Below are 26,630 nucleotides of genomic sequence, written 5' to 3'. Positions count from 1 at the left end.
AATGAATAGAAAAGAATTAGAAATGATATCAGATTTTCCTTTAGGAGAAGAAAATAAAAAATTTGCTGAATATTTTATAGGTAAAAGTTATTTAAGTTTTTTAAATGATAAAGAAGTATATATTTTTAATATTACATTCGAACCTGGTTGTCGTAATAATTGGCATATTCATCATGGTGCTGGTCAAATATTAATATGTACTGGTGGAAAAGGTTGGTATCAGGAACAAGGAAAAGAAGCTAGACTTTTAAAAAGCGGTGAAATAGTTTATATTCCGCCAGAAGTAAAACATTGGCATGGTGCAGTAATTGATGAAGGATTTGCTCACTTATCATTAGCTTTACCAGCAGAAAATTCAAGTAATGAATGGTGTGAACCAGTAACAGATGAAGAGTACGAAAAACTGAATTATAAAAAATAGGAGGTAATTTTATGAATTTTGATTTTACATATGAAAATCCAACAACTATACATTTTGGAAAAAATGCAATGAATAATTTAGAAATAGAGTTATCAAAATATGGAGATAATATACTTTTAGCTTACGGTAGAAATTCAATAAAAAAAATAGGATTATATGATCAAATTATTACTATTTGTAAAAAACTTAATAAAAATGTTTATGAACTTTCTGGAATTATGCCAAATCCAACATATGAAAAAGTACAAGAAGGATCTAAATTAGTAGTTGAAAACAAAGTAGACTTAATACTCGCAGTAGGAGGCGGTTCTGTTATAGATTGTGCTAAGGCTATATCTGTATCAGCTTATTGTGAAGGAGATGCTTGGACAAAATACTGGTTACAATTTGAACCTGTTAATAATAAAATAGTACCAGTTGGATCTGTACTTACCATGGTTGGAACAGGATCTGAAATGAATGGTGGTTCAGTAATTACTAATGAACAAATGAAATTAAAAATAGGAAGAGTATATCCATTTAATGTAAACCCTAAATTTTCTATATTAAATCCTGAATATACTTATTCTGTATCAAAATATCAAATGGTAAGCGGAATTTTTGATATGATGTCACATCTAATGGAAGCATACTTTGCAGGAAATGATGACAGTGTATCAAATTATATAATTGAGGGTATATTACGTTCAGTAATAGTTAATGCAAAAAAAGCTGTTGAAAATCAAGAAGATTATGAAGCTAGAAGTAATCTTATGTGGAGTGCTTCGCTTGCTATGAATCCAATTGTAGGGTTAAGTAAAGCTCAAGACTGGGAAGTTCATATGATAGAACATCAACTTGGTGCTTATACAGATTGTGCTCATGGAATGGGACTTGCTGCTATTTCATTACCTTATTATAGATATATTTATAAATATGGTTTAGATAAATTTGTTCGTTTTGCAAAAGTAGTGTGGGAAATTGAAGAAAAAGATAAAACAAAAGAAGAAATAGCTTTAGCAGGTATAGATGAATTAGAAAGATTTACTAAAGAATGTGGAATCATAACTTCTTTAAAAGATTTAGGAGCTACACAAGAAATGTTACCATTAATAGCTGAATCTACAATAGTACTAAATGGGGGATATAAAGAATTAACAAAAGAAGAAATATTAAATATCCTTAAAGAAGCTTATTGATAAATAAAAATAAAGTTAATGAAGATAATAATATTTTATTAGAAAAAGGTTCATTCATTATGGTAAATGATAATAAAGACTATTATGAAAAATCGGCCCAAAAAGTAACTTTGACATATGATTATTATATAGCAAAACATGAAACAACATTTGAAGAATACTATGAATATTGTGAAGATACTAATAAAAATAAACCGAAAGACTTGGGCTGGAAAAGAGGAAAAAAGTCTGTAATATATGTTAGTTGGTGGGATGCAATAAAATATTGTAATTGGAAAAGCAAAAAAAATGGAATATCAATAGCCTATGATTCAAAAGGAAATTTATTGGATAAAAATAGTAAAATAACAACTGAACTATCAAAAGTAGAAGGATACAGATTACCAAGTGAAGCAGAATGGGAGTATGCCGCAAGAGGAGGGCAAAAAAGTAACTCATACAAATATTCAGGAAGTAATTTAGCAAAAGAAGTTACTTGGTACAGTAAAAACTCAAAATTTAAAACTCATGAAATAGGGAAAAAGTTACCCAATGAGTTAGGATTATATGATATGAGTGGAAACGTTTGGGAATGGTGTTATGATTGGTATACAGATTACAACAAATCAAATCAGATAGATCCATTGCATCATAGTTTAGGAAAGTATCGTGTTGTACGTGGTGGAAGTTGGTTTGTAAATTCTCATAACGTTCGTATTGTTAACAGATATAATAACCTTCCCAATGCTACTGTGAGTGATGTAGGATTTCGATTGGTTAAAACGTTGATAAAAAATAAATAAAATAAAGAAAAATTTAAACATTAACTAATAAATGTATGTATAGAAATATAATTGATAAAATTTGAGTTATAAATTTATAATTCAAAAGAGTTATAATATTAATATAACTTTTTTTGGAGATGTATTAAATGAATAAAAAAAATATAAAAATGAATAAAAATTGATTGACAGTCCTTGAAAAAGGACTGTTTTTTTATTAATTAATCAAGTTGAAGTGATTAATTAACGGATTAGCCTATCAAAGGGGGAATGGGAGAATGGAGAAATATTTTTTTATTATTTTGGAATTAAATTAAAAATGAAAATGAGTACGATAATTTTAAATTGAGATAATGAATTTTATATTTTTATAATATATATTAACTTATTATTATTTTTTAATACTTAATAATATTTTTATTAGTGAATTTAACAATTATAGGTTGATTTTTAGTTGTTTTAAAATTATAAAAGGAGGAATGAAATGGATGAGAAATTTGAAGAAATAATTAAAAAGTGTCAAAAGTACTTAGAGAATATTCCTACAATTATCATTGGTTCAGGATTTTCAGTGCCTTTTGGACTGCCATCGATGTGGGCGTTAGGCGAAGAAATAAAGACTAAACTTAATTCAAAATACTCAAGTGAGGAAGCGTGGATCAGTTTTATTGAATTTTTAGATAGTACGCAAAATCTTGAATTAGCGATGCATAAAGCACCATTAACACCTAATATGTATTCAGATATTATTAGAGTTACTTGGGAGCTCATAAATTCAAAGGACAAAGAGGTTTTTAGTAATATAATGAACCAGACTGAGGGCACTGTGTTAAGCAAAATATTCTATAAGTTGCTTCAAAGCCACCCAAGGAAAGTAAAAGTTATAACAGCGAACTATGATAGATTAGTTGAATACTCTGTTGACAAAATTTCGGCAAATATTGAAACTGGTTTTCAGGGTGAATGTACAAAACAATTTACTGGTTTGCAAAAAAGCAATGAATTGAAAGAGAACACTGTGCTTCTATGTAAAGTTCATGGTTCCTTAGATTGGTTTAAAAATGAAAGAAGTCTTCAATTAGTTTCTATGCCGAACTCATTTAAAATATATGATGGATTTACACCTGCGATAGTTACTCCAGGTATTCAGAAATACCAAGAAACGCATAATGAGCCATATAGATCTTTAATAGCTACAGCAGATGAATTTATTTCAAGTGCATTATCATTTTTATGTATTGGTTATGGTTTCAATGACGAACATTTACAGCCTAAACTGATTGATCATATTCAGCAACGTAGTAAACCGGCTGTGATTGTAACTAAGAAATTGTCTGATAAAGCTAAAGAAATTCTAGAAAATGCAAAAAAGTACATTGTCTTTGAAGAAGATTCTAGTGGGAAGACTAAAATTACAGTTGATGGTGTAGTCGAAGTTGTTGATGGTGATTATTGGCAGTTAGATAAATTTATAGAATTATGGTTATAATTTGAGGAGGTAGATGATGGGAATATTTGACTATGAAAGTGAATACGCAATAGGTACTGTAAATAGTGTTGATACATCAACTGTTGTTATTTCTGTGGAAGATGATAGTAAATTAAAACAGCTTCAGGTTAATCATCTTCTTGTAATAAGAAGTTCAAAAACAAGTCAACACTTGATCGCTATTGTTTCAAAGATACTCAGGAAATCAATGATTGAGCAAATATCAGATGAAGAACAACAGGTTGTTGTTGAAAATATTATCAAAGCAACATTGATTGGAACACATGTTGATAAGGTTGGAACAAAAGATAATGTATTTAAGCGTACTTTGGAAAGTGTACCAGAGATTAACGCTGAATGCTTTGTATTAAATGGGGAAAAACTAACAAGATTTATGCAAGCGATATCGAATCAAGCTGCGTCTTCCGCTACGCCATTATCTTTAGGTAAATACATACTTGATGAAGAAGCCGAAGCATGGCTAGATGGAAATAAGTTTTTTCAAAGACATGCAGTTGTAGTTGGAAGTACTGGATCCGGTAAATCATGGTCAGTGGCACGATTACTAGAGCAAGTATCGGAATTGAAAGCAGCAAATGCATTAGTTTTTGACATCCATGGTGAATATGGTTCTATGAATACGGAAGGATTTCATCATTATAAAGTTGCTGGACCAAATGATCAACCTGATGATAAAACCATTTATCTGCCTTACTGGTTATTAACATATGAAGAAATGCTTTCAATGCTACTCGATCGCTCAGATAATAATGCACCTAATCAAGCGATGATGTTCTCTAATACTGTACTAAAGTATAAGGAAGAGTTACTTAGTAGCAAAGGCTTAATTGAGGAATACTCTAGTTTTACACTTGATAGCCCGATACCTTACAATTTAACAAAAGCTATAAATGACTTGATCAGTATAGATAAGGAAATGGTTCCAGGTGCAAATAATAAATATAAACAAGGACCTTATTTTGGTAAGTTAACAAGATTTATTCAGAGATTAAGCTCAAAAGTTTCTGATAGAAGATTAAATTTCCTGTTTAATCAGAACGAAAGTTTATTGGAGATGAATTATCTTGATGACCTAATCGAAAAGTTAATTGGTTGTAAATCAAGTGTAAAAAAAGGGGTAAAAATTGTTGATTTTTCAGAGGTACCCTCAGATATCCTCCCATTAATCATAGGACTTGTAACTCGAATTATTTTTAGTATTCAGCAATGGACTGAGAAAGAAAAACGTCATCCGATTGCGCTGTTTTGTGATGAAGCCCATTTGTATATTCCATCAGATTCAACAAGTAATATTGATGCAACAGCAAATCAGACATTTGAGAGAATTGCAAAAGAGGGTCGAAAATATGGTGTAGGTCTCGTTGTTATTAGCCAACGACCTTCAGAAGTAAATAGAACTGTACTGAGCCAATGTAATAATTTTGTTGCCCTTAGACTAACAAATATTGAAGATCAAAATGTAGTCAAACGTTTATTACCTGATAGCCTAGGAAACTTTGCGGAATTACTACCAATTCTTGATATTGGAGAAGCTTTAGTAGTTGGAGATTCTTCGTTATTACCGAGTAGAATTAAGATACAAAAACCAGCTCTTAAGCCAACATCTGGTACAATAGATTTTTGGGATGAATGGGCAAAAGATAATATTGAAACGAACGTACCAAAGGCAGTTAAAGCATTAAGAAAACAATCAAAAATGTAAAATTAATAAAAATGTTTTGAATTTGTTTGTTAACTTCAGAATGAAATAATTGAAAATATAAATTATTTTGAAATAAAGGATATATAAAAAAGAAGTGATTTGATAAAAATCGCTGGAGATTGGAGAAGTAATAAGCAGAATTTTGAGTGAATTCAAGGTATAGTATTAGATACAAGATATATTATGTATCAATATATCGGCAGTTCACAGAGATTAAAATAGCATTAGCTGACTGTATTGAGACTGTTTTATCAAGACAAGCCGTACCTCCAAAAGGTGTAAACTTAATAGCAAGAGATGTAAAATCAAGAAGAAAAAGGTTCTTTCTAAAATTAGTTGTATAACTTTGGAAAGAACCTTTTTCTTTTACCATTTACAAAATTAGCAAAGAGTCTTTCTAAATAATTAGAAATCAATATTTTTGTGGTCTTTTGTTATTCAAAGTCCTTAATATTTAAGATTTCTCCATTATAAACCTTACTACTTAATTCATCTAAATTTAGCCTACCTTTCCCAAATACATTTACTAAAAAATCCACCCATTTATCAGTATACAAATAATCTTTATGTGCTTCATCATAATAACAATAATTAGTATTGGTATCAAAGAGGTCTTCTGTATCAGTACTGGGTCTTACATTAAATAACTTCCAGCAATATGTATGATGTGGATTTGATTTAAAATCAGTAATCCCACTTTCCACTACCATTTCTGCTACAATGCTTGGTCTGTATCTTCCAGAATTTACTCCTTCAACTTTAACAACTTTATCTTTTACAATAGCTGTAAGCTTCTGAACGTTTTCTTGCTCTTCTGGAGTTAATGAATCCCATTTTAGAAACTCTACCGATAAGTCATTTCTACTAGCACTAGCAACTTTAGGAATAGCAATCAGCTTCACTGAGTATTCTTGGCTATTAAATACTTCATCTGATAATTCTGATCTATATTTATCGATGTATTCAACTAGGCTTTTTACTTCTTTAGATAATAGATTTTTCTGTGCTTGTCTTTGTTCTTTAGTCATAACTCTTGAGAATTGTAAGGAAAATGCTAGATTCTCATTAATGCTATAATCATCACCGAAAAGCTTTACCAAAGTATTTTCATAATTATAGAGTAGTGCCTGACATTCTCCGAAAATAAGAGTATCAAGAGTCTCTTTCTCGATGTGTCTATGTTCTATTTTATTTCTTAACTTAATAAAGAACTTCAGGTTATCAGACTCTGCTTGTGACAAACCATTATAGTGTTTTAAGCACTCTGTTAATTCCCAAGCTTTCTTTTCATTATCAACTCTTATATAGTTTCCACTTTTATTTTTATAAAAGTATTTCTCACCTATAGTATTATTGAAATGTGCATGAAAAAGACGAGTCCAAGCAATAATCATTAATAATATATAGTTTTCTACTCGAAAAGTGGTTCTAGGCTTATTATATACTTCAACTGCTAATAAGACACTATCGATTGAACTTTCTAGTATAGATTTTGTTTTTCCTTTCCTTAAACTCATAAAATCACCACCTATTTATTTTTTAAGAAGGCTTTTACTTGTTCAATAGTATAAGGTTGTCCTGATTTAGAATGAATTATCATATGACAATTAGGGCATACAGGAACTAAATCTTCTTTTTGATTAAATGGAAATTTCTCTATAAATTCTGTTCTTTTTTTCTCAATTGATTTAAACGTTTTTTCCAAATTATAATATTCAGATTCAAAAAACACTTTTATTGCATCATCGATTTTCATCTTTATTTTCACCTCCAATTTTAAAAGAATAATCCATGATTAAAGGATAGTAGACTAATTACTTTATAGTCGTTACCCTCATTAAGGAATTAATAAGTATTCACCTGACATTAATAAAATTATAAATTATTATTTTTCCACTAAGCCAATCTTTTTCAGTCAAAAACTAATTAGCATATTCCATGTTATTCATAATAAAACCTTCTTTTTAAAATTGTATATAATAATTATATACCTAATTTTTTAATGTTAAAATATGATTATAAAAGAAATTAATTAATTATTTTAAAATAAATATGAATATGAGTTTATATTATTTATGTTTATAATATAATAAAATTAAATAGACAAAAGCAAAATGTATTATTAACTATTAAAAGTAAAAAAATAAAAAACTAATTTAATGATACTCAAATATTAATTTCAATACATGAAGAAAATTTTTCTAGTTATTTGTGTTATAAATATAGTAAGTCAGGTAATAGTTATAAAAAATCAAGATATTGGAAAGAATTGTATGAATTTTATAACAATTGAAATTTATGAATATATTATTGAAAATATTAAAAAATAATCTTTTGGGAGGAATATTTTTTGTATAATATTAATAGAAAACAAGCAGATAGAATTGAACCAGTAACTTTTTCAGATCTGAATATGACTGAAAACGATATAGAAGAAATTTTAAGAAATAGTATAGATATGATTTGTGAAGAAGAAGAATCCATGCTTATTGTAGGAAGACAGGTTAGAAATGAAAAAAATGGAAGAAGCGATTTGACGGCAGTCGATAACAACGGAAATATAGTTCTTATTGAAATAAAGAGAGATCGTAAAGATATTGAAAATCGTAAAGAAGCTTTTGAATTTCAAGCAATAAGATACGCTGCTAGTTATGCAACTATTAATAATTCAGACGATTTAGTTAAAAAAGTTTATTCTTCATATATTGAAAAATATAAAAATGAATTTGAAATTGGAGAATTAACGTCTTATGAATTAGGGGTTAGAAAATTAAATGAATTTCTTAAAGAAAATGATGCAGAGAAAAATTTTAATGAAAAACAAAGAATAATTCTTGTTGCATCGGATTTTGACGAACAAACTCTTTCTGCCGTTGCTTGGCTTAATAGTAATAATGTTGATATAAGCTGTTATAAATTAATACCCTATAAAATAAATGAAAGTATTTATTTGAATGTTGAAAAATTATTACCTATTATAAATTATAATGATTACTATGTAAATTTAATGGGAAATAAAATAAAATCTTTATCAGTGGAAAATGACAAAAAAATTACACGTAGAGCATTACCTAAGATTGATTCTATGCTTGAATGGGGGATTGTTAAAGAAGGAGATGTAATAATAGCTAAAGGTAGGGGAAATGAAGCAACTCTTCTTTCTAATGGTAATGTAATGGTAGATAAAGAAGAAAAATCCATGCAAGCTTGGTTAAAAAAAATATTTGATTGGTCTACTATTAATACTTATATTTTTGCAGTTCATAAAGAAACAGGAAAAACATTATATCAACTTAGAGAAGAATATATGTCACAAAAAGAAATAAATGATATATAAAAAACAAGTGATTTGATAAAAATCACTTGTTTTTAGATTGTAAGAGACAATGGTTACATGCAAATAGAATAAATTTAGAAAATGAAAATGAATTATTGAATATTATGAAAAATATGAATGAATTAATTAAAGGGGATATACCAGAAGTTAAATTAATCAAAGGTTGTAAAAATTGTGCTTTTTATGAATATTGTTTTTTATAGGAGATGTTTTTATGAAAACAAAATATTTAATGAGCATGGGAACATTATCGAAAAAAGATAATTCTTTAGATTTTAAAAATGAAAAAGGTCATAATTATATTCCAATAACAGAAATTAGAGAAATATATTTAGTGAATGAAAATTCTTATACTCTCACAAATAATTTTTTATTTTTTAATAACCAAATTCTATTTTTTTGATTATATTCTTTGAACTCGATATCAAATCTATCTTCTATTTCAAAGTAAGGTGAAATCAATTCATCAAATAAATTGTCGGATATATTATAAAGATATAATCCGCTTGTTTCTTTATAAAAATTCTTTTCTAATTCTTTTTCAAAAGTTTCTTTGTTGTTTAAGATATTTTTATCAGATATAAAATCATTTAATTTAATGAATATTTTTGCATCTTTTTTAAGTATTCTATTTAATTCTTTTAATAATAATTTAGCATCTTTTGGAGATATATTATCTAAAATATTTGATAATATAGCACTATCAAAAGAATTATCTTTTGAATTATATAATGTTTCTATACCGCCATTATTAAAAATAAAATTTTTAGCATTATTTAATTTAGCAGATTTTATACTGGCTTCAATTGCTTTTTTACTTATATCTATTCCCAGACCTGAATTTATACCCAAATAAAAACATCTTAATATTAAAATACCGTTGCCACATCCGAATTCTATAACATTTTTTGAGTCTTTTGATAACCATTCTAATGATTTTTCTATTTCTTTATAGGGCAAAGGTTTTTTTAATTGTATTTCTTTTTTATTTTCAAAAATATTATCCCAAAAATTAGAAATTTCTTCATACATAATTTATCCTCCTGTCTTGAATATAAAATGATTATAACATAATTTTTATCAAAAAATATATATGAAAATTCGATCGTTTTAAAAATAATTATAATATTGAATTTTATTTAAAAATTTTACTTCAATATTGACAGAATTAAGAAATGGAGCAACAAATGCAAATGAAGCAACATTAAAAACGGCTAATATGATAATATATCAGAACAAATAAAAAAATCAGTACAAGCTATGAATCTCCAAACTGAAGGAGTTCAAAATATATCGGCTAATTCTGAAGAATTAAATGTATTAACTGAGGAATTAAAAGAACAAGTAGAAAATAAAGCGTCTTCAAAAGTCTCGTCTTCATAGTCTACTCATAAAATTTTTAATTAAATTATTTTTTATATGTTAACATTTTATTTTTTTGTGTGTTATAATTAAGTAGAATTAATATCAATAATGCAAATGAAATATTAATAATTATATGACTTTAGAGGAGGGAGAATTTTTAAACTCATGAGAAGATGAAAGGTATTTAAAAAATTTATAATAAGAAAGTGAGGATTTAAAGTGATTAGATTGGAGAATATTAGTGAAGATAATTTTTATAAATGTATTAATTCAAAATTTGCTGAATATTGTGCACCAAATATGTATTCATTAGCACAAGCATATTTATATCCTGTAGCAAAACCTTTTTGCCTTTTTAATGATGATGAATATGTGGGTTTTGTTATGTATCTTAGAGATCCAGATGATAATGAGGTTTGGATTTGGAGATTTAATATAGATGAAAAATTTCAAGGAAAAGGTTATGGAAGAAAGGGTATGGAAGAAGTTTTAAAGAGAATTATTGATGAATATGATGACTTAGATAAGATATATTTGAGTACTGAACCAGAGAATGAAAAGGCTATAAAACTTTATGAAAGTCTTGGCTTTATAAATACAGGAAAAGTTGAAGAAGGAGAAGTTGTTTTTATTAAAAAGATTTAATTTTAAGTGTTTCATTTAATAATAAAAAAGTATTGTAATTATTTTAGTTACAATACTTTTTTATTTATTATCAAAGAATAAACCTTTATAATCAGCATCAGAGATATTTTTTATTGTTAATATTATACTTTCTTCAATAGTAGCAATTAAAGATAAAGATATTAAAGTTAATATAATAATATTATTTGTTTTGAATAGTATTATTAATGGAAAAAATACTCCATAAAGTATTCCTATTGATTTATTTAGATAAGTATGATATATTAAAAATTTTTTATATTTTATATACGCTATTATTATATTTAATAATCTTATAAAAACAATTATTAATATATATAATAAAAAATCAAGTATTAAATATGGGTTAAAATAATATATAAAATATAATGTAGATATGTACAGTATTAAATCACCAAATGAATCTAATTTTTGACCTAATTTTGTAATTTTATTAAATTTTCTTGCTATATAACCATCTAATATATCGGTAATGCATGCAATTATATAGAATATCAGGAATAAAAAAATATTTTTTTTGAATAAAAACATTAATATAACAAATAAAATTCTCATTATTGACAAAGTATTTGGAATGTTCATTTTTTTAAATTTTTTGACATTTTGTACAAAAATATGAAGTTGAACCTAATATGCTTTTGGCTTGTATTAAATTGCCACATTTTATACAAGGTTTATTTTTTGCTCTTTTTCCAGGATAATGAATATATTCGCCTTTATTTCCAAATAGATCGGTTTCATCGATACTACCATTTAATTTTATTGATTTTTGTATTATTTCTTTTGTAAAATAATACATTGATTCATAGTCATTATTATTTAAATTTTCTTTTTTCCTTTTTGGATTTATCCCACTATGATAAAGTATTTCTGTCCAATAACCATTACCAATTCCAGCTATTTTATATTTAACACCATATAAGTTCATTTGTTTTACTATTTTTCTTTTATCTTCTTTAAAGCAATTTATAATATAATCTACTGTAAATTTTTCATCTAAAGGAGATATACCTGTAGATTTGATTTCTTTTTTTAGGTTTTTTTTATCAAAAGCATATGCAAGACCATATAACGTTGGATTATATGATATTTTTGTATTATCTTCTAATATTATTATGGCTTTTGAATTTTTAGGGTATTGTTCATTTTCTTTATGAAAGAGTATTTTTCCAATCATTTCTCCGAATTTTAATGCAAAGTTATCTAATTCGAGGAATATATAATCACCATTATGAATGATATTGTTTATTTTTTGATTTTTTATATCTATTTTATGTAAATTTAAAAAGCCCCATTGTATAGTTTTTGTTTTGATATCTGGTATTATTACATCTATAATTTTTTTTCTTAATAAGTTTTTTTTCATTTGATTAGCTATGATCATAGCTTCTGTGAATTCTATAGCCATAATTTCCCCCCTTTTTCTTTTTAAAAAAATTAAACCAAAAAATAGAATATTTTAGATGATATAATGAATATATATAATAAAAGGATGGTGTCAAAATGAAGTTTGAAAATTTTATATGGGATTTTGATGGAACTCTTTTTAATACATATCCAGCAACTCTTGATGCTTTTGAAATCACTTTGAAGGACTTTGGAGTTTTTGAATATTCAAGAGATGAAATTTATGATGATACAAGAAAGACTATAACTTTTGCTTTAGAGAATCTTATAAAAAAGTACGATTTAAATAGAATTTTTGTTGATAAATTTTGGGAAAATGCAAATAAAGTTCATCCGAAATATAATGTGCCTTTTGAGAACGCTATTATCTGTTGTAAAAAAATAAAGGATAATAATTTAAATAATTTCATAATAACTCATAGAGACAAAAGATCTACGCATGAAATATTGAGGTATTATGGGGTATTTGATTTATTTAAAGAAATAATCACTGAAGAAAATGGTTTTGAAAATAAACCTAATCCAGAGAGCTTTCTATATGTTATAGATAAATATGATTTAATTTTGTCTAAGACTTTGTGTATAGGAGATAGAGAACTTGATATAAAAGCTGGTAAGAATAGTAATATAAAAACTTGTTTTATGAATTTTGATAATTCTGATAATTTATTGGAAGCTGATTTTGTTTTTAATAGTTTTAATGAATTTATTAATAAGTTTATTTAGTATTCCTATGTATAAGAATATTATACTACAAAAAAATAATGAATCAAAATAATGATAAAAATACCTCCAAAATAATTTGGAGGTATTTTTTTTCAAGTATTTTTAATTATGAATCCAAGAAGAATTGAATTTAATTCTTTATATTTTTCAAATATTGCTACATGTCCACAATCAGGAATTGTAATATATTCTGAATTTGATATATTATCAGAAATTATTTTAGAGAATTTTTTAGGTTTTAATATATCTTCTTCTCCACATATTATAAGTGATGGACATTTTATTTTTGATAATTCTTTTGTCATTTCAACATCATTTAAAAATGTATTATATAGTTCTATCTGACCTTCGAAATAATCTTTTGATATTTTTTCTAATGCTTCTGCTCTTTTATCAAGCATTTTTAAATTATTTTTTATAAAAGTATTGCTATAAATAGAAGGCATCATACCATAAAAGAAATCTTTTCCATTTTTATTAGCTGCTAATTTTTTCCAACCTTCTAAAAAATATTTTAAAGTTTCATCTAATTCACTTACTGAATCTATTATAGATATACTTTTGACATATTGGGGATAGTCTATTGTAAATCTTAAAGCTACTTCTCCACCATAAGAAGTTCCTATTATGTGAACTTTTTTTATGTCTAATTCGTCCATTAATAGTTTTGATTCATAAGCATGTTCTTTGAATGAATAAGGTCCTTTAGGTTTTTCAGATTTTAATTGACCTTTAAAATCATGTAATAAAATTTTGTAATTCATTTTTTCAAAAATAGGTATTTGATAGTTCCAACTATTTGTTGAAGCCATTACTCCATTAAAAAAAACTATTGTTTCTTTACTTTCAAGATTTCCTTTTAATTCATAATATAAATCAATTCCATTGATATTTTTTATCATAGAATCCCCCTTATATTAAATTGTAATTATTTCATAAATTTATTTATTAAGTCGCAGAACTCTGACATTGTTTCAAAAAATAAAGCATGACCAGTATCTTTTAGTTCTATATATTCAGAATTTTTCATTTTAGAATGCATATCTTTTATATTTTCTGGTGGAGTTATTATATCTTTTTCTCCTGCTATTAATAATATTTTATGATCTATTAAATGAATTTTATTTTTAATATTAAAAGTTTCATTAGAAGAAGCAAGGCGAGTAAAAGATTCAAACCAACTTTTAGTTAAAGAATCTTTAAACATTTTTCTTCTGTTCATTAACCATTCCATATTTTCATTATAGAATTTGGGTGAATATATATAAGGTAAAGATATATCAAAAAATTTTTCTCCATCATTTAAAGAAGCTGCAACTTTCCAAGCATTTCCAATAGAAGATAAATAATTATCTACATGATCTGTTGAATTTGGAAGGATCATTTTTTCTATTCTATTAGGATATTTTAATGCAAATAATTGAGCTACTTGTGAACCATAAGAAACACCAAGTATATTTACTTTTTGTATTTGCAGATGGTCGAGTAATATCTTTAAGTCTTCTACATGAATATCGATATCATAAGTATTGTTTAATTTTGATGATTTACCTTGATCTCTCATATCATATCTAATTATTTTTAAATCTTTATCAAATTTTGGAATTAATTCATTCCAACTTGCAGTACTCATCATTATTCCATTTAAAAATATTAAAGGAGTTCCATCTTTGTTTCCATCAATTTCATAGTATATCCCTGGATTTTCTAAAAACATATGAATCACCTCTCATTTAGTCTTTTATATTTTATCACTTTTAAGATATATTGTTAAATATCAATTTTAATAGTTTTAGGTATTTATAAATAAATATTTATGTTTAAAAGATTAAACCTCGAACTTATTTAATAACTATATTATATAATACTTGAACGAAAGAGTTATTTTCATATAGAGAAAATAACTCTTGGTGAGCTATAAATACCAAGAGTTAGTCTTGAGTTGTATTTTGTTTTCATTTTTTGATATATTTAGAGTTTCAATTTTATAATTTATTTTTTCTATATTGTTTTTTAAGTTATCTATATCTGAGTTGAATAAATCTATATTTTGATCGAGTCCTATTTTTAAGTTTACGTTTTTTTCTACAATGAATAGGTTTATATCTACTACTCCGAAAGTTTGTGTGGGTAATATTAATCTTAATTTACCATAATCTTTGTTTTGACTATAATTTGTGTCATTCTTTACTTTATTATATGAAAAGTATACAGGATAATTCATTATGTTAAATAAAAAATAATTGTTTTCATTATTAGTTTTTATATTTTCTAAGTTTTTATATGCTGATATTGCTTTTTCTAAATTTTTTGATATTAAAGTGCTTTCTGATTTATTATTTAATAATTCATTGGAGTTTTGTTTTATGACTTTTTCTGAATTTTGTTGAATTTCATCAGATTTATGAAATATTAATTTTAAATTATTTTTTAATATATTTTGTTGATCATTTTTTAATGGAATGTTTTGTTCTTTATTTGTTAAAATAAATTTTATAGTGTTTTTTATAGTTTGATTTGCATTTTGATTTTTTATTAATTGTTTTTGATTAGTTTCGGTATTTTGATTTATATTTTTAAAGTTATTTGTATTTTGGTTTTTTATTTGATTTGGTTTTAAAGTTTTTTGAGGATTTGATAGCAATATTTGTTGGTTTTTATTTATATTTGTATTTGTAGATAAATTTTCTTTTAGAGTTTGTTTAGGGATTTTTATATTTAAATTTTCTTTTGATAATGGAAGTAATAATTTTTTTAATGTTTTATTTTTTATGTTTTCAAAATTGTTTTCGTTTGTCGAAATGTTTTTTTCTGAATTTGTTATTATTGTATTTTTCAATAATGATATTAAATCTTTTTTTGAAATATTTTGTAAGATATTTTTAAATTGGTTTATTGAAATTGATTTTGTTTGATTATTTTTATTTACTTCAACATTTATATTTTTTAATATATTATTTGTTTTTTGCTCTGTTATATTTTGAGTATTTAACTTATTTTTATTTATGTTTGTATTTGTTTGATTATTTTTATTTTGAATATTTTGATTTGTTTTATTTGTATTATTACTGATGAATTTATTTTGATTTTTTATATCATTTTTTTGTAGAGTATTAGAATTGCTATTTTGTATTTTTGATTCATTTGTTTTTTTATTTAAATTGTTTTGTTTTGATAATAATTCTTTTTTTTCTGGATTTAATATTGTTTTTTGTTTTTGATTATTTAAATTGTTTTGATCAGATTGGATATTTTTTTGTGCTTCATTATTTTTATTTTGAAGATTAATATTGCTATTAGTATTATTTTTGTTTTGAGTATTGTTGTTATTTTTAGTGTCATTTTCTTTCATATTGTTTTCTTTTTGTATATAATTTGATATCATTTTTCCCAAATTTTTTGCAAAAGTTATAGGATCTGGATAGGTTATTTTGTTTTGTTTAAATACTTTTGAAAAATCATCCATGATTTTTATGAGGAAATTTTTTATATTATTTTTTGTATTATCAGACATATTTTCTTTTATGTTTTCTGGTATTTCATTGTTTAAAGTTTTTATGAAATCTGAAATCCAATGAAGTATTTTATTTTGGTCTGAAAATTTTATTTGTGATAAATCAAATTCAATAGGTATTTTTTGTCCAAGTTCAAGATTCATTAGCAATTTACCATTAAATAATTCTCCCAATTCTTTTGTTAAGATTGCATCTATATTGTTGGAGCTATTTTTATCGAGTACAAGGTTTATGAACTGGCCTTCTTTTAAGCTAATGTTATTTAAATTGTTTAGTAATATTAATTTTCCTTTTAAATCTACTATTGCTGTATCTTTATTGGCAAATATAACTTTCCCAATATTTTTTTCTTGGTTATTCGTATTTAAATATTTTTTTAGCATATTATCTATATTTTTAAGATTTATACTTATATTCATGTTTTAACTCCTTATTTTATAGTCATTATATTATCGTCTTTTATATTTTGATTTGTAATTATATATTATTTTATTATATAATACTTATAAGAAAAAAAATTTTTTAGGAGAGAATTTTATGATAAAAACTTATATTAAGGGTATATTTAATACTTTGTCTGAAAAAGAGAAAGAAATTGCAAATTTTATATTGAATAACTCTGAAGAGATATTAAATTGTACTATTTCAGAGTTTGCCAAGAAAGCTAAAACCAGTGATTCAACTGTTTATAGGTTTATTAGAAAAATAGGTTTTTTGGGTTATCATGATTTTAAATTATCTTTAGTAAAAGAGTTATCTTCCGAAGTCCCTGACTCAGTTTCAAATGATTTGCCAGAGGAACTTGTTAGTGTTATTAATAAAAATATTCATCTTATAGATGAGACTTTATCTATTATAGATTATAAAAAATTAATGGAAACTGTAGATAAAATTTCCATTGCTGATAGGTTGTTCTTTGTTGGAGTTGGTAGTTCAGCTTTTATTTGTGACTATGCATCAAAAAAATTTAATGTTCTTGGTAAAACAGCAATTTATTATTCTGACTTACATACTTTTAATTCATTAATTCCAATAATTAATGAAGATGATCTTGTTATATTTATAAGTCATACTGGAGTTACTAAAGATGTTGTATCACTTGCAAAAGCTGTTCATGATTATAATGTTACTACTATTTCTATAAGTTCAGGAATTGAATCTGATTTGGCAAAAAATACAGATATACTTTTGAGTACTTCTTTTGCTAAGGATGATTCTAAAATTGAATTCTTGAGTTCAAGAATAAGTGAATTTATGGTAATTGAAATATTAATTAATTCTTATTATAATAAAATAGAGAGAAATTCTCCAAAAGAACTTGAAAAAATTCTTTCTAAAATAAATGCAAAAAGGTTTTTATGAATTAATATAAAAAACTTAATCGTTTTTAAAAAATAACATGTTATTAAAATAAAATTAAAGTAACGATTGTATAATTAATTCAAAGCATGCAAATTCCCCTAACCCCCAATATAGTATAAATTATACTTCCCGGCTAAAGCCGGGATTTTTTATTCTTCATCATCAAAAAGTCCAAGTTTTAAAGATTTTTCAATAGATTTATATCTTTTTATTTTTGAAGTGATTATTTTATCTTCATTTACAATCTTTTCTTTTAGCATCATATACCTTACTTTTTCAGGTTCTGTAAAATACCAATTGTTTTTTGCTGAAAATTCTGGAACATTTACTTTGAATTTTGTTCCTATAACAGCTCTTGATTCTATTTTTTCAATAGCTTTTATTTTTTTAAAATATGATATGGCATTATGAGTTCTACCAACTGAAATATTTAAATTTTTTGCTATTTCTCTAACAGATGTATGAAATACTGTATAATTTTTGCCTATTCCATAACTTAAATTGTATAAGTATAAATATACTTTAGCAAATGATGAAGGAGTTAAATTTAATATATACATCATTACTTTTTCAGGGATTTGAATAAAAGGTCTTACAGGTCTGTAATCTGGTTCTAAATTATCTTTATTCATTTTTCCACTCTTCTTTGGTTATCACTGTTCCATTAATTAATTCAAATGATGTTTCTTTTAGGTTTTCTTTAAATGTAGCTTTTAATTGTATTTTGTTATTACAATTACTTCCTATATATTCTTTTTCTATTTTGAATCCTCCGTTTTCATAGTCTCTTAATAAATCATATGAAAGTCTTAGATGACTTATAAATTTTTCATCACATTTATTACACTTGAAATATAAAATTAAAGCATCTTTTTCTCTATAAAAATTTTTTTTAGTTTTGTTTTTTTTGAAGAAATTAAACATTTTATTTCTCTCCCTTTATTTTTAAATTATTATTTATTCTATTGTATATTTTATCATAAAAAATACAATAGCTTAGATTTGATATTATTTTTGAATTATTTAATAATACTTGAACGATATTTATTTTTTCATATTAAAAAAATAATTTTGAGAATATGAAAGAACATTCGTATATAGTATAATAATATTGAGGTGATAATATGATAGATTTTATTGTAAAAAGAGGGTACCCAACACCTGGGGCTACTGTTGATTCTGAAGGCGTTAATTTTTCTATTTTTACAAGAAATGGGACTAAGGTTACATTAGAATTGTATGAGAATTTTTATGATGAAGAGCCAATTTTTAAATATGATTTACAAAAAATTAAAAATAAAACTGGTGATGTATGGCATATTTATGTTAAAGGTGCAAAACATAATATGTTTTATGGTTGGAGAATAGATGGTGTTTATGATCCTGAAAGTGGACATAGATTTAATTATAATAAGTTACTTATAGATCCTTATGCAAGAGCTATTTCATCTACTTTAGATTTTAGTGATGATTATATTTATGGATATTCTAAAGATTCAAAATATAAAGATTTATCTTTTTCTAAAAAGAATTCGGCTATTTCTAATTGTAAAAGTATTATCATCGATGAATCTATTTATGATTGGGGAGAAGATAGAAAACCAGATATAAAAATGAGAGATACTATAATTTATGAAATGCATGTAAGATTGTTTACTATTAATGCAAATTCTGAGGTTGATAATAGAGGAACTTTTGATGGTATTATTCAAAAACTCGAACATCTCAAAGAACTTGGGATTACATCTATAGAACTTATGCCTGTTTTTGAATTTAGTCCTAATTCTAATACAAATATTAATCCACTTAATGGGGAAGCACTTAAAGATATTTGGGGCTATAATCCTTTAAGTTTTTTTGCGGTTTCTGGTAATTATTCTTATGGTGTTAAACTTGGAGAACAAGTTTTTCAATTTAAAGATTTTGTTAAAATATTGCATAAAAATAATTTTGAGATTATTTTAGATGTTGTTTATAATCATACAGGTGAGGGAAGCGAACTCGGACCTACTTTATCTTTTAGAGGTGTAGACAATTCTATTTATTATATATTAGATAATAATAGAAGATTTTATGCAAATTATTCTGGTACTGGAAATACTTTGAATTGCTCACATTCTGTTGTTAAACAAATGATATTAGATTCTTTAAGATATTGGGTTACAGAAATGCATGTTGATGGTTTTAGATTTGATCTTGCAGCTATACTTGGAAGAGATTCTAAAGGTAATTGGATTGGAGATTTATCTTTGTTAAAAGATATAGCAGATGATCCTATTTTATCTGGAACTAAGCTTATAGCTGAGGGATGGGATGCTGCTGGAGGATATTATGTTGGAGAATTTCCAACTGGTTGGGCAGAATGGAATGGAAAGTTTAGAGATACTGTTAGACGTTTTGTTAGAGGAGATAATGGTCAGGTTGGAGATTTGGCAACAAGAATAGCTGGTAGTCCAGACTTATTTCAAAAATCTGGTAGACATCCATGGAGTTCTGTAAATTTTATAACTGCTCATGATGGGTTTACTTTATGGGATCTTGTTTCTTATAATAGAAAACATAATCATATGAATGGTGAAAATAATATGGATGGTGCTAATGATAATTATTCTTATAATCATGGTGTTGAAGGTTATACAGATGATTTAAATATTATTTCTTTGAGAAAACAACAGATTAAAAATTTTATAGTTATTCTTATGCTTTCTCAAGGAGTTCCTATGATTTTAATGGGAGATGAATTTTGTAGAACTCAATATGGTAATAATAATACATATTGTCAAGATAATAATATAAGTTGGGTAGATTGGTCTTTTAAAGATAAAAATTATGATATTTTTGATTTTTATAGAAAAATGATAAAATTTAGAAAAAATTATAGTTCTTTAAGAAGAAAACATTTTTTTACGGGAAAAGATTTGAAAGGTGATGGTTTTGCAGATATTACTTGGCATGGAATTGAACCTTATAAACCAGATTTTGGTTTTTATTCACATTCTTTAGCTTTTATGATAAATGGTGAAGAATATATTTCAAAAGATGGTAATATTAATGATGATATATATGTTGCTCTTAATTCTTATAATGAGCCTTTAAAATTTACTTTGCCAAGATTAAATAATAAAAATTGGTATTTGATTGTAGATACTTCAAGATCTCATCCGAATGATTTTTTAGTTTCTCCGGAATACATTGAGAATGATTACACATTACAACCCAATAGTTCTGTTATAATGATAGGTAAGTAAATATTTTATTAAAGGGGGATAATAAATGTTAAGTGATATTGAAATTGCAAAAAATGCTAAATTAAAAAATATCTATGAAATATCTGAAAGGTTAGAGATACCTGATGATTATATTAATCCTTATGGAAAGAATATAGCAAAGATCTCACATCAGTATTATGATAAGATAAAAGATAAAAAAGATGGCAAATTAATATTAGTTACAGCAATTACCCCTACTCCAGCTGGAGAAGGTAAAACTACCACAAGTATAGGCTTAACAATGGGATTAAATAAAATAAACAAAAAGTCTATAGTTACTCTAAGGGAACCTTCTCTTGGGCCAGTAATGGGTATAAAAGGTGGAGCTGCTGGAGGAGGATTTGCACAAGTCTTACCTATGGAAGATATAAACTTACATTTTACGGGAGATATACATGCTATTACAACTGCTCATAATTTGATATCAGCAGTACTAGATGCACATATAAAATTTGATAATGAACTTGGAATAGATCCAACAGAAGTATTTTGGAAAAGAGCAATGGATATGAATGATAGATCTTTAAGAGAGATAATAATAGGTACGGGTGGAAAAGCCAATGGAGTTCCAAGAGAAGATGGTTTTATAATAACTGCAGCATCGGAAATAATGGCTGTACTATGTTTATCGAGAAATATAGAAGAATTAAAAGAAAAATTATCTAAAATAGTAATAGCAAGAGGATATGATAAAAAGCCAATAACAGTTGGAGATTTAAAAATAGAAGGTGCTCTCGCATTAATTTTAAAAGATGCGATAAATCCTAATTTAGTACAAACAATAGAAAATACACCTGCCATAATACATGGAGGTCCGTTTGCAAATATTGCACATGGTACAAATTCCATAATAGCAACTAAGATGGGTCTTAAAATGTCAGATTATGTAGTTACAGAAGGTGGATTTGGAGCTGATTTAGGGGCTGAGAAATATCTTGATTTTGTAGCACAAAATTATAATTTGAAACCTTCTACTATAGTTATAGTAGCTACGATAAGAGCTTTAAAATATCATGGTGGAATGAAATTAAATGAATTGAAAAATGAGTCATTAGAAAATCTAAAAAAAGGTATAGAAAATCTTGGAGTTCATATAGAAAATATGAAAAAATTTAATATACCAGTAGTTGTAGCAATTAATAAATTTTATAGTGATACAGATAGTGAAATTGAATTTGTAAAAAATTATGCTGAAGATAAAGATGTTTTTGTTTCTGTAAATGAATCATTTGAAAAGGGATCAGAAGGAGCTGTGGATCTTGCACAGAAAGTTGTAAATTCTTGTAATAAAAACAATGAAGAAAAGATGACGTTTGTATACCAAAATACTGATGAATTGGAAGTTAAAATAGAAAAAATAGCTAGAGAAATTTATAGAGCTGGAAATGTAGAGTTTTCTATTAATGCAAGAAAAAAGATAAAATTTTTAAAAAAATATGGATATGATAAACTTCCTGTAATCATTGCAAAAACACAATCTTCTATTTCTGATGATAAGAGCAAGTTAGGAGCACCGAAAGGATATGAATTTACTGTAAGAGATTTTGAACTTTCTGCTGGTGCTGGATTTGTTGTTGCTTTAGCTGGGGATATAATGCGTATGCCAGGACTCTCAAAAGTTCCAAATGCTGTTAATCTCAATATAGATAATTCTGGTAATATAGAAGGGTTATCTTAAGGAGGAATTGATTTGATAATTAAAATAGATAAAGTTTTAGAAAAATTAGAAGATGAAATAGATATTATTAAATCTAAACTCATTAAAACACCAAAAATGATATCTATATCTGATAATTTAACTTCAGCTACAAGATCTTATTTGAAAAGCCAAAAAAAGATAGCAAATAAGTATGGAATAGATTTTTCTGTTATAGAAACAGATGATATAGTCAAAGATTTGAATAAATATAATAATGATAAAAATATAGATGGAATATTTGTATCAAGACCTTTAAAAAATAAGAATTATCAAGAGATAGATATAGCAAGATTATTGAATCCTAACAAAGATATAGAAGGATTGAGTGTTTATAATATGGGAGAAATGGTTTATGAAAACGAATATTTTGTCCCTTGTACAGCAGAATCTGCTATAAAAATATTAGAGAATTGTATGGATTTAGAAGGTAAAAATATAGTAGTTATTGGAAGATCTATTAATGTAGGAAAAGCAGCAGCTATAATGCTTGAAAGAAAGAATAGAAGTGCTACTGTGACAATAACAAATTCAAGGACTAAGAATTTAAAAGAATTGACAATGAAAGCTGATGCGGTTATTGTTGCTATAGGAAAAGCAGAATATTTAACTAAAGATTTTATAAAAGAAGGTACATATATAATAGATGTTGGAATAAATTTTAAAAATAGAAAGCTTTTTGGAGATGTTTCAAAAGATCTGTATGATAAAAATTATTATATAACACCTGTACCTGGAGGAGTTGGAACTATAACTTCAACTATATTAATGAGAAATGTCTTTAGAGCTGCTATAAAGAATATTAAACAATAATTAATTTTAAGGGGGAAATATCATGGAAAAATACATAGATTATTCTATTGATAAGATTATAGAGCTTTGTAAAACTCCAAGTCCTACTGGATTTACAAAAAAAGCTATAAAAAAATTGGAAAAAATATTTAAAGAAATAGGATATGAATATAATATTACAAATAAAGGGTCTTTAATAGTAGATCTTGGTGGGGAAGGAAATGCAGTAGCTTTTGCAGCACATATTGATACATTAGGTGCAATGGTGAGAAGTATTAAAGATAATGGGAGAATAAGGCTTACACGTTTAGGAGGATTCCCTTTAAATTTTGTTGAAACTGAAAATTGTATAATTCATACAAGAGATTTAAAAGAATACAGCGGAACTATTCAAGTTATTCATCCAGCTGTTCATGTTTATTCAGATGCAGGATCTATGAAAAGAGAAGAACAAAACATGGAATTAATTATAGATGAAAAAGTATTTAATAAAGAAGATGTGCAAAAGTTAGGAATTCAAACCGGAGACTTTGTATCATTTGATTCAAGAAGTGTTTATACAGAATCTGGTTTTATAAAAAGTCGTCACTTGGATGATAAAGCATCTGCTGGTATTCTTATAGGAATTTCAAAATATATAAAAGAAAATAATATAAAATTGAATAGAAAAGTTTATATTATTTTTACAACATATGAAGAAGTTGGGCATGGTGGTTCATTTGTTCCGGCTGATATTAAAGAAATGATATCAGTTGATATGGGGGCTGTGGGAGAAGATCTTGAAACTAATGAATTTAAAGTATCTATATGTTCTAAAGATTCTGGCGGACCTTATGATTATGAAGTTACTACAGATTTGATAAATATAGCAAAAAAACTTGATTTAAATTATGCAATAGATGTATATCCATATTATGGTTCTGATGTTGAAGCTACTTTGAGAGCAGGATATGATATAAAACATGCATTAATAGGACCTGGAGTATTTGCTTCTCATGGTTATGAAAGAACTCATAAAGAAGGAATAGAAAATACTTTTAAATTGATTTTAGATTATATAAGCAAATAATGAGAAAATAAAAGGACTGACCTTATTGATCAGTCCTTTTTAAACTAATATTTTTTATTTTTCTTTTAATATTACTTTGTAATATTTTATCTACTCTTTGAACTTTTTTAGGATCTTCATCATTTAAAGAAATGTTTTTTTCTTTTTTTATGAGTATTCTGTCTAAATCTTTATAACTTATACCCATTGCAAATTCATCTGTTATACCAGGTATAAGATCTGGTGATGGAGATTTATTTATTATTTTATCTGGTATATTCAAAAAATTAGCCATTTCTATTACTTCTGTTTTGTATAAATGAATTAATGGCTCTATATCACTGGAATCGTCACCATATTTGACATAAAAACCACTTTTTTCTTCAGTTTTATTTGTAGTGCCTGCAACACAATATCCTTTTTTTTCTGCTTCAAAGTAGAGAAGATTAAGTCTTACTCTATGTTTTACTCTATAATATGCTAATCCTTCTAAAAAAGATTTATTTCCTTCATCTTTTAAGTCTGATATAAAAGTATCTGGAGATTCATTTGCCCATCTTTTTTTTACATATTTTTCTTGAATTTTTCTCGGTATAAAAAACGAAGGAGGTTGTAATTTATAGACTTTCATTGATTTCAATATAGGTTTTAAATTTATTATTTTATATTTTATATTTAGATGATCACATACTAATTTAGAATCAGATATAGTTTGTTTATCAGAATCTCTTTCGGGAAGTAAAAGACCAAAGACAGACTCTTTTCCAACTGAATCAACACATAATTTTGCACATACAGCAGAATCAATTCCGCCACTTATACCTATAATTATTCCATTATATGAATATTTACTATAAAACGAATATATAAATTCTTTAATTTTTTTTACTTCTTTTTCCATAAACAGTCCCCCCCATATTTTATCTATATATTATCTAATAATGATGTATGATTTTCAGATCTTATATATATACCTGTTGTAGATATATTTGTATGTCCAAGTATATATCTAACTTCTTCAAGATTTTTTCCAGAATTTAATAGTTTTTTAGCACAGGTATGTCTAAGAGCATGAGGTGTTGCATTTATATAATTTATATTTTTACCAGATTGTTTTAAAATATCTATTTTTTGATTTGCTATTAGAACATATTTTTTAAATCTTCTTTGCATAGTTCTTTGTGTTGGCAATGAGTCAGATATTTCAAATACATAATCTTTTCCAGAAGTTTTTATGAGATTTTCTGCATATTCTAAAGTTATTTTTAAGATTCTTTCCTTTGAACCTTTACCTGTTATTATCAATTCAGCATGATCATTATAAAAAATTATATTTTCTTTCTTTAGATTTAAAGCTTCTGAAATTCTTAATCCTACTTTCAATAATAGATTAAAAAATATATAGTCAAATTTGTTTTCTTTTTGTATTATATCAAATAGTATTGTTTCTTGAACATTATTTATGCCTTTAGGAGATTGTTCAGGTATTTTAGCATTAGCGTCTTTCCAATAGTTTAAACCATTAATATAATTATTTTCATATAAATAATTTAGAAAAGATCTCAGAACAACAATACGAAGTTTTATAGTTCTTGGCGATAGTTGTGAAGAATCTTCTAAATATTTTAAAAAGGCTATTTTATTTAATCCATATTTTTTCATATACTTATTATAATTATTTAGTATTTTTTTATACTCTTTAATTGTAGAGTCTGCTCTTCTTTTTATAAATTTCAAATGAGATAAAAATTCTTCTATATAATTATCTGTTAATTCATTCATTTTATATACATCTTCCTTATTATAAGTTATAAGATTTAAAATTAAAGATCTTTTATAAATTATATCAAATTTTTTTAAATATAATATTCTTATTTT

The 26,630-nt window shown here is 25.5% G+C and carries 27 protein-coding genes; 15 read left to right on the top strand and 12 right to left on the bottom strand.

Annotated features, from left to right (window positions below):
* Position 1: 1 nt before the first annotated feature.
* The 5 genes from PWP28_RS02030 to PWP28_RS02010 all read left to right on the top strand — a co-directional run bounded on the left by PWP28_RS02030 (position 2) and on the right by PWP28_RS02010 (position 5,572).
* Positions 2–421 carry a cupin domain-containing protein gene (locus tag PWP28_RS02030; protein ID WP_308644162.1) on the top strand — a complete coding sequence of 140 codons (420 nt, stop codon included), beginning with the start codon at positions 2–4 and terminating at the stop codon, positions 419–421.
* 11 nt (positions 422–432) lie between these two features.
* Positions 433–1,599, top strand: a complete 1,167-nt coding sequence (locus PWP28_RS02025) for an iron-containing alcohol dehydrogenase (protein WP_305082101.1) — start codon at positions 433–435, stop codon at positions 1,597–1,599.
* Entirely contained in the window at positions 1,596–2,381 is a 786-nt protein-coding gene (locus PWP28_RS02020; RefSeq protein ID WP_308644161.1) for an SUMF1/EgtB/PvdO family nonheme iron enzyme, read from the top strand. The genes PWP28_RS02025 and PWP28_RS02020 overlap by 4 nt, the downstream gene beginning before the upstream one ends.
* A gap of 463 nt (positions 2,382–2,844) precedes the next feature.
* Complete coding sequence (locus tag PWP28_RS02015) at positions 2,845–3,849, top strand: SIR2 family protein (RefSeq protein WP_308644160.1); 1,005 nt, start codon at positions 2,845–2,847, stop codon at positions 3,847–3,849.
* Between the two features lie 16 nt (positions 3,850–3,865).
* Positions 3,866–5,572: an ATP-binding protein gene (locus tag PWP28_RS02010; protein WP_308644159.1), complete on the top strand. Its 1,707-nt coding sequence runs from the start codon at positions 3,866–3,868 to the stop codon at positions 5,570–5,572.
* A gap of 434 nt (positions 5,573–6,006) precedes the next feature.
* Here PWP28_RS02010 and PWP28_RS02005 read toward each other — a convergent pair whose 3' ends face one another.
* Positions 6,007–7,089 carry a DUF3644 domain-containing protein gene (locus PWP28_RS02005; RefSeq protein WP_308644158.1) on the bottom strand — a complete coding sequence of 361 codons (1,083 nt, stop codon included), beginning with the start codon at positions 7,087–7,089 and terminating at the stop codon, positions 6,007–6,009.
* An 11-nt stretch (positions 7,090–7,100) separates the two neighbouring features.
* Positions 7,101–7,328: a hypothetical protein gene (locus PWP28_RS02000; protein WP_308644157.1), complete on the bottom strand. Its 228-nt coding sequence runs from the start codon at positions 7,326–7,328 to the stop codon at positions 7,101–7,103.
* A 594-nt stretch (positions 7,329–7,922) separates the two neighbouring features.
* Between PWP28_RS02000 and PWP28_RS01995 the strand changes: the two genes are divergently transcribed.
* Positions 7,923–8,909, top strand: a complete 987-nt coding sequence (locus PWP28_RS01995; protein ID WP_308644156.1) for a hypothetical protein — start codon at positions 7,923–7,925, stop codon at positions 8,907–8,909.
* Positions 8,910–8,935: 26 nt separating this feature from the next.
* Positions 8,936–9,112 carry a Dna2/Cas4 domain-containing protein gene (locus tag PWP28_RS13800; RefSeq protein ID WP_374045476.1) on the top strand — a complete coding sequence of 59 codons (177 nt, stop codon included), beginning with the start codon at positions 8,936–8,938 and terminating at the stop codon, positions 9,110–9,112.
* Between the two features lie 145 nt (positions 9,113–9,257).
* Here the strand turns inward: PWP28_RS13800 and PWP28_RS01990 are convergent, their stop codons facing one another.
* A complete protein-coding gene (locus PWP28_RS01990) occupies positions 9,258–9,941 on the bottom strand; it encodes a class I SAM-dependent methyltransferase (protein WP_308644155.1) in 684 nt (227 codons plus the stop codon).
* 228 nt (positions 9,942–10,169) lie between these two features.
* Here PWP28_RS01990 and PWP28_RS01985 point away from each other — a divergent pair, with 228 nt between their 5' ends.
* Together PWP28_RS01985 and PWP28_RS01980 are read left to right on the top strand one after the other, a co-directional pair.
* Positions 10,170–10,292, top strand: a complete 123-nt coding sequence (locus PWP28_RS01985; RefSeq protein WP_305082091.1) for a hypothetical protein — start codon at positions 10,170–10,172, stop codon at positions 10,290–10,292.
* A 201-nt stretch (positions 10,293–10,493) separates the two neighbouring features.
* Positions 10,494–10,919 (top strand): N-acetyltransferase, encoded by a 426-nt coding sequence (locus tag PWP28_RS01980; protein ID WP_264150239.1) that lies wholly within the window; start codon positions 10,494–10,496, stop codon positions 10,917–10,919.
* Between the two features lie 60 nt (positions 10,920–10,979).
* On the opposite strand, the gene PWP28_RS01975 is transcribed toward PWP28_RS01980, so the two are convergent.
* Together PWP28_RS01975 and PWP28_RS01970 are read right to left on the bottom strand one after the other, a co-directional pair.
* A complete protein-coding gene (locus PWP28_RS01975; protein WP_305082090.1) occupies positions 10,980–11,519 on the bottom strand; it encodes a CDP-alcohol phosphatidyltransferase family protein in 540 nt (179 codons plus the stop codon).
* Between the two features lie 4 nt (positions 11,520–11,523).
* Positions 11,524–12,345, bottom strand: coding sequence for a zinc finger domain-containing protein (locus tag PWP28_RS01970; RefSeq protein WP_308644154.1), 822 nt, complete (start codon positions 12,343–12,345; stop codon positions 11,524–11,526).
* Between the two features lie 95 nt (positions 12,346–12,440).
* Between PWP28_RS01970 and PWP28_RS01965 the strand changes: the two genes are divergently transcribed.
* Positions 12,441–13,070, top strand: coding sequence for an HAD-IA family hydrolase (locus tag PWP28_RS01965; protein ID WP_109605231.1), 630 nt, complete (start codon positions 12,441–12,443; stop codon positions 13,068–13,070).
* Between the two features lie 92 nt (positions 13,071–13,162).
* Here PWP28_RS01965 and PWP28_RS01960 read toward each other — a convergent pair whose 3' ends face one another.
* The 3 genes from PWP28_RS01960 to PWP28_RS01950 all read right to left on the bottom strand — a co-directional run bounded on the left by PWP28_RS01960 (position 13,163) and on the right by PWP28_RS01950 (position 17,004).
* Positions 13,163–13,972, bottom strand: a complete 810-nt coding sequence (locus tag PWP28_RS01960; protein ID WP_308644153.1) for an alpha/beta hydrolase — start codon at positions 13,970–13,972, stop codon at positions 13,163–13,165.
* A gap of 26 nt (positions 13,973–13,998) precedes the next feature.
* Entirely contained in the window at positions 13,999–14,787 is a 789-nt protein-coding gene (locus PWP28_RS01955) for an alpha/beta fold hydrolase (RefSeq protein WP_109605233.1), read from the bottom strand.
* A gap of 198 nt (positions 14,788–14,985) precedes the next feature.
* Complete coding sequence (locus PWP28_RS01950) at positions 14,986–17,004, bottom strand: hypothetical protein (protein WP_308644152.1); 2,019 nt, start codon at positions 17,002–17,004, stop codon at positions 14,986–14,988.
* A gap of 118 nt (positions 17,005–17,122) precedes the next feature.
* Here PWP28_RS01950 and PWP28_RS01945 point away from each other — a divergent pair, with 118 nt between their 5' ends.
* Positions 17,123–17,947, top strand: coding sequence for a MurR/RpiR family transcriptional regulator (locus PWP28_RS01945; RefSeq protein ID WP_109605235.1), 825 nt, complete (start codon positions 17,123–17,125; stop codon positions 17,945–17,947).
* A 149-nt stretch (positions 17,948–18,096) separates the two neighbouring features.
* Here PWP28_RS01945 and PWP28_RS01940 read toward each other — a convergent pair whose 3' ends face one another.
* Both PWP28_RS01940 and PWP28_RS01935 read right to left on the bottom strand, forming a co-directional pair.
* Positions 18,097–18,579: a hypothetical protein gene (locus PWP28_RS01940; protein WP_109605236.1), complete on the bottom strand. Its 483-nt coding sequence runs from the start codon at positions 18,577–18,579 to the stop codon at positions 18,097–18,099.
* A complete protein-coding gene (locus PWP28_RS01935; RefSeq protein WP_109605237.1) occupies positions 18,572–18,871 on the bottom strand; it encodes a hypothetical protein in 300 nt (99 codons plus the stop codon). The genes PWP28_RS01940 and PWP28_RS01935 overlap by 8 nt, the downstream gene beginning before the upstream one ends.
* Positions 18,872–19,071: 200 nt before the next feature.
* Between PWP28_RS01935 and glgX the strand changes: the two genes are divergently transcribed.
* From glgX to PWP28_RS01915, 4 genes are read left to right on the top strand one after another with little or no spacing between them, the layout of a single operon-like run.
* Positions 19,072–21,195, top strand: a complete 2,124-nt coding sequence (glgX, locus tag PWP28_RS01930) for a glycogen debranching protein GlgX (protein ID WP_264150231.1) — start codon at positions 19,072–19,074, stop codon at positions 21,193–21,195.
* A 25-nt stretch (positions 21,196–21,220) separates the two neighbouring features.
* Positions 21,221–22,894: a formate--tetrahydrofolate ligase gene (locus tag PWP28_RS01925; RefSeq protein WP_109605239.1), complete on the top strand. Its 1,674-nt coding sequence runs from the start codon at positions 21,221–21,223 to the stop codon at positions 22,892–22,894.
* A 12-nt stretch (positions 22,895–22,906) separates the two neighbouring features.
* Entirely contained in the window at positions 22,907–23,725 is an 819-nt protein-coding gene (locus tag PWP28_RS01920) for a bifunctional 5,10-methylenetetrahydrofolate dehydrogenase/5,10-methenyltetrahydrofolate cyclohydrolase (protein WP_308644151.1), read from the top strand.
* A 22-nt stretch (positions 23,726–23,747) separates the two neighbouring features.
* Entirely contained in the window at positions 23,748–24,773 is a 1,026-nt protein-coding gene (locus PWP28_RS01915) for a M42 family metallopeptidase (RefSeq protein WP_308644150.1), read from the top strand.
* A gap of 22 nt (positions 24,774–24,795) precedes the next feature.
* On the opposite strand, the gene nadE is transcribed toward PWP28_RS01915, so the two are convergent.
* Together nadE and PWP28_RS01905 are read right to left on the bottom strand one after the other, a co-directional pair.
* Entirely contained in the window at positions 24,796–25,653 is an 858-nt protein-coding gene (gene nadE / locus PWP28_RS01910) for an NAD(+) synthase (protein WP_305082082.1), read from the bottom strand.
* A 23-nt stretch (positions 25,654–25,676) separates the two neighbouring features.
* A complete protein-coding gene (locus PWP28_RS01905; RefSeq protein ID WP_308644149.1) occupies positions 25,677–26,534 on the bottom strand; it encodes a tyrosine-type recombinase/integrase in 858 nt (285 codons plus the stop codon).
* Positions 26,535–26,630 lie beyond the last annotated feature (96 nt).

This window comes from Oceanotoga sp., assembly GCF_030445905.1.
In the GTDB taxonomy this organism is placed as follows: domain Bacteria; phylum Thermotogota; class Thermotogae; order Petrotogales; family Petrotogaceae; genus Oceanotoga; species Oceanotoga teriensis.
This window is presented reverse-complemented; position numbering and strand designations above follow the sequence as displayed.

Bases quoted from the DNA above. Each gene is read 5' to 3' on its own strand.
- PWP28_RS02030 (WP_308644162.1), top strand. From the start codon at position 2: ATGAATAGAAAAGAATTAGAAATGATATCAGATTTTCCTTTAGGAGAA.
- PWP28_RS02025 (WP_305082101.1), top strand. From the start codon at position 433: ATGAATTTTGATTTTACATATGAAAATCCAACAACTATACATTTTGGA.
- PWP28_RS02015 (WP_308644160.1), top strand. From the start codon at position 2,845: ATGGATGAGAAATTTGAAGAAATAATTAAAAAGTGTCAAAAGTACTTA.
- PWP28_RS02010 (WP_308644159.1), top strand. From the start codon at position 3,866: ATGGGAATATTTGACTATGAAAGTGAATACGCAATAGGTACTGTAAAT.
- PWP28_RS02005 (WP_308644158.1), bottom strand. From the start codon at position 7,089: ATGAGTTTAAGGAAAGGAAAAACAAAATCTATACTAGAAAGTTCAATC.
- PWP28_RS02000 (WP_308644157.1), bottom strand. From the start codon at position 7,328: ATGAAAATCGATGATGCAATAAAAGTGTTTTTTGAATCTGAATATTAT.
- PWP28_RS01990 (WP_308644155.1), bottom strand. From the start codon at position 9,941: ATGTATGAAGAAATTTCTAATTTTTGGGATAATATTTTTGAAAATAAA.
- PWP28_RS01985 (WP_305082091.1), top strand. From the start codon at position 10,170: ATGAATCTCCAAACTGAAGGAGTTCAAAATATATCGGCTAATTCTGAA.
- PWP28_RS01975 (WP_305082090.1), bottom strand. From the start codon at position 11,519: ATGAACATTCCAAATACTTTGTCAATAATGAGAATTTTATTTGTTATA.
- PWP28_RS01970 (WP_308644154.1), bottom strand. From the start codon at position 12,345: ATGGCTATAGAATTCACAGAAGCTATGATCATAGCTAATCAAATGAAA.
- PWP28_RS01965 (WP_109605231.1), top strand. From the start codon at position 12,441: ATGAAGTTTGAAAATTTTATATGGGATTTTGATGGAACTCTTTTTAAT.
- PWP28_RS01960 (WP_308644153.1), bottom strand. From the start codon at position 13,972: ATGATAAAAAATATCAATGGAATTGATTTATATTATGAATTAAAAGGA.
- PWP28_RS01955 (WP_109605233.1), bottom strand. From the start codon at position 14,787: ATGTTTTTAGAAAATCCAGGGATATACTATGAAATTGATGGAAACAAA.
- PWP28_RS01950 (WP_308644152.1), bottom strand. From the start codon at position 17,004: ATGAATATAAGTATAAATCTTAAAAATATAGATAATATGCTAAAAAAA.
- PWP28_RS01945 (WP_109605235.1), top strand. From the start codon at position 17,123: ATGATAAAAACTTATATTAAGGGTATATTTAATACTTTGTCTGAAAAA.
- PWP28_RS01940 (WP_109605236.1), bottom strand. From the start codon at position 18,579: ATGAATAAAGATAATTTAGAACCAGATTACAGACCTGTAAGACCTTTT.
- PWP28_RS01935 (WP_109605237.1), bottom strand. From the start codon at position 18,871: ATGTTTAATTTCTTCAAAAAAAACAAAACTAAAAAAAATTTTTATAGA.
- glgX (WP_264150231.1), top strand. From the start codon at position 19,072: ATGATAGATTTTATTGTAAAAAGAGGGTACCCAACACCTGGGGCTACT.
- PWP28_RS01925 (WP_109605239.1), top strand. From the start codon at position 21,221: ATGTTAAGTGATATTGAAATTGCAAAAAATGCTAAATTAAAAAATATC.
- PWP28_RS01915 (WP_308644150.1), top strand. From the start codon at position 23,748: ATGGAAAAATACATAGATTATTCTATTGATAAGATTATAGAGCTTTGT.
- nadE (WP_305082082.1), bottom strand. From the start codon at position 25,653: ATGGAAAAAGAAGTAAAAAAAATTAAAGAATTTATATATTCGTTTTAT.
- PWP28_RS01905 (WP_308644149.1), bottom strand. From the start codon at position 26,534: ATGAATGAATTAACAGATAATTATATAGAAGAATTTTTATCTCATTTG.